Source organism: Pseudonocardia lacus (assembly GCF_018531445.1).
Lineage (GTDB): Bacteria > Actinomycetota > Actinomycetes > Mycobacteriales > Pseudonocardiaceae > Pseudonocardia > Pseudonocardia lacus.
The window spans coordinates 1-2,850 of sequence record NZ_JAHDTH010000405.1; the positions used below are offsets into that span (position 1 = coordinate 1).

The window sequence follows — 2,850 nt, forward strand, 5'->3', positions numbered from 1 at the left end:
GTAGGCCGCGGCGACGGTGTTGCGGGCGATCCCCAGGTCCAGCGCCAGCGAGCGGGACGAGGGCAGCCGCGCGCCGGGGGCGAGCCGGCCGCCGGCGACGGCCGCGCGCAGCGCCGCCATGAGCGCCGCCCGCGGCCCGCTCACGGTGGTGTCGAGGTCGAGGTGGAGATCGGCCCCGGCCGCCGAAGTGGCCCACTCATCCATCCTCGAAGTGGACCACATCCCTGTGCCATTACCGACGTAGCGTCGAGCCGTGACCACGATCGACCCGACGATGACCGACCCGACCGCCGACCCGACAGCCGACTCGACGACCGCTCCCGTCCGCGCCCCCGAGCACCCCCAGCGCCTCTCCATGGCCGACCTCGCGCCCGGGTTCTACCGGGCCATGCGGCAGCTGGACGCCGCCGCCCGCGCCGGCGTCGACCCGACCCTGCTGGAACTGGTCAAGATCCGCGCCTCGCAGATCAACCACTGCGCGTTCTGCATCGACATGCACACCAAGGACGCGCTGGCCGCCGGCGAGAGCGTGGAGCGGATCGTGCAGCTGTCGGCGTGGGAGGAGTCGCGGCACTTCTACAGCCCGCGTGAACTGGCCGCCCTCGCCCTGACCGAGGCCGTCACCGTGCTGACCGACGGGTTCGTCCCCGACGAGGTCTACGCGGAGGCGGCCGCGCACTTCGACGGGACGGAACTGGCCCACCTGGTCGCGGCCATCACGGTGATCAACGCGTGGAACCGGATCGCGGTGACGACGCGGATGGTGCCGGGCCATTACCGGCCCGCCGACCGGTAGCCACGACGCCGACGGCGCCGGGGAGTCGCGGACGGCCCTGCGCGGCTGCGCCAGTGGCGCCCACCTCGACGTCCAGCCAGGGTAACCGGGCATGCTCCGTAGAGGACGGCGCCGCGGTCGTCGGCACGTCTGCCCACCACCACGACGCCATCCTCGGCGGTGGCGGGGCGGGCGCCGGTGCCGCGCCGCACGGGGTTGCCGCCCCGCGCACCGCGGCTCCGTCGCCCTCGATGCCCCGCCGGACTGATCGCCCCACCAGCCCTGACACCGCCGACGGCGACACGGGCCGTCCCCTCCACCGGGGCACCGGTCGAGACGGCCGGTCCGTGCCGACGTCGGTGATGTCGGGGCACAAGGTAGGTCGAGGACCTTGCCGTCACCTTTCCGTGCAGGTGGCGGGCACTCTTCGAGCCGGATGGCCGCTTGTCGGGCACCGACCGTGCCGGGAGGATCGCCGTCCGGGAAGCCTTCGGTGGGACGGGAATGGTCGACGACGAACTGCGCGTGATCGGCGAGGTGGAGCTGCGCGCGGGAGGTGAGCCCGTCGAGCTGGCCCCCCAGTTGGCGAAGGCGCTGGCGGTGCTGGCGGCGGCCCGGCCGGGGCACGGCGTCCCGCGGGCCGACCTGGTCGACGCCTTGTGGCCGTCCGCGCCCGACACCGACCGGCTGTGGCCGGTGATGTCCAAGCTGCGCCTGGTCCTGCGCCGGGTCGGGCTGACCGTCACCTCGGGCCGCGGCCAGGCCGCCTACAAGCTCGAACCCCTGCCCGGTCCCGACGGCGTCGAGCCCGCGTCGATCCTGGACATCAGCGCGGTCGCGGGGCTCGTCGACCGGGCGGAGCGCCTCCTCGACGACGCCCGTCCGGCCGAGGCGGCGCGGGTGCTGGCCGACGCGGCCACCCGGTGGCGCGGCGAGCCGTTCACCGTCGGCGACGACTGGCCCCTGCCGCGCACCTGCCGGCTCGCGGTCGAGCGGCTCGACGTCCAGCAGCGTCGCGCGGCCCGGCTGTGGGTGCGCGCCGGCCTGCTCACCGGCGACTTCGCCGCTCTGGACTGGATCGACCAGGACAAGGCGCTGGCGGCGGTGCTCGACGGCGACCGCGAGGTGTGGCTGCTGCGGTTCCTGTCCGAGCTGGCCGCGGGCGGCGCGCCCGACGCGGAGGCGCTGCTGGAGGAGCGCAGGCCGCAGTGGGGCTACGAGGACCCGACGGTCGTGCGCGCGGCGCTGCTGATCGAGCTCGGCGAGCACGGGGCGCTGCCGGTGGCCCCGCCCGCCCCGCCCGCGCCCGCGCCGGGCCCGCACCGCGCGGCGCTGGAGGTCTTCGTCGCCTCGGTCCGGTCGCGGGAGGCCGGCCTGCTCAGCGTGGTCGGCCCGACCGGTCCGGCCCGCCTGGCCGCGGTCGACGAGCTGGTCGCGCTGGCCGCGCAGGCGGGCGTGTGGGTGGTCCGCGAGGTCTGCGACGCCGCCGACGACCTGGCGCCGGGCCGGCAGCTGATGCGCGACCTGTGGGCGGCCGCGCTGACCGACCCGCGCTTCCCGCCCGACACCGACCGCGCCCTGCTGACCAATCTGGTGGCCAGCCCGCGCCCGTCGGGCTCGATCCGCCCGGCCCAGCCCAACCGGCTGGTCGACGCCGCGGCCGGGGTGGTGTCCGCGCTGGCCCGCAGCCGCCCGGTGCTGATCGTGATCGACGACGCGCACCGGATGAGCCCGCTGGCCGTGGAGCTGACCGAGCAGATCCGGTCGCGGCTGTCCGGCGCGGCGGTCGGGTTCTGCGTGGCCGGGGCGGAGTCCGGGCCGTTCGCCGAGCGCGCGGCCGACACCGTGCTGACGATCGCTGGCCGGCCCGGAACGCGGGCCCCGGCCGTCGGCGACTGGCTCGCCGTCGCCGCGGTCACCGCCGACGACCTGCGCATCGACCCGGTCGCCGTGGCCGCCGTGCTGGGGGTGCCGGCCGACCGGGCCGACGCCGGGCTGGCCTCGGCCGTGCGCTCCGGGGCCGTGGTCGCCGGGGTCGGGCGGGAGCGCTTCGGCACGCGCGTCTCCGGCCCGGC

3 protein-coding genes are annotated in these 2,850 nt (G+C 76.6%); 2 read left to right on the forward strand and 1 reads right to left on the reverse strand.

What is annotated here, in order from left to right:
- The coding region (locus tag KIK08_RS38470) for a GntR family transcriptional regulator (RefSeq protein WP_214408238.1) at positions 1-204 on the reverse strand (204 nt) is incomplete at its 3' end.
- A 151-nt stretch (positions 205-355) separates the two neighbouring features.
- Here KIK08_RS38470 and KIK08_RS38475 point away from each other — a divergent pair.
- Positions 356-796, forward strand: a complete 441-nt coding sequence (locus KIK08_RS38475) for a carboxymuconolactone decarboxylase family protein (protein WP_250558650.1) — start codon at positions 356-358, stop codon at positions 794-796.
- Positions 797-1,279: 483 nt separating this feature from the next.
- Positions 1,280-2,850: AfsR/SARP family transcriptional regulator (locus KIK08_RS38480; RefSeq protein ID WP_214408239.1), on the forward strand; the 1,571-nt coding region annotated here is incomplete at its 3' end.

Excerpts from the sequence above, each read along its gene's own strand:
- KIK08_RS38475 (WP_250558650.1), top strand. The coding sequence starts at position 356 with ATGGCCGACCTCGCGCCCGGGTTCTACCGGGCCATGCGGCAGCTGGAC.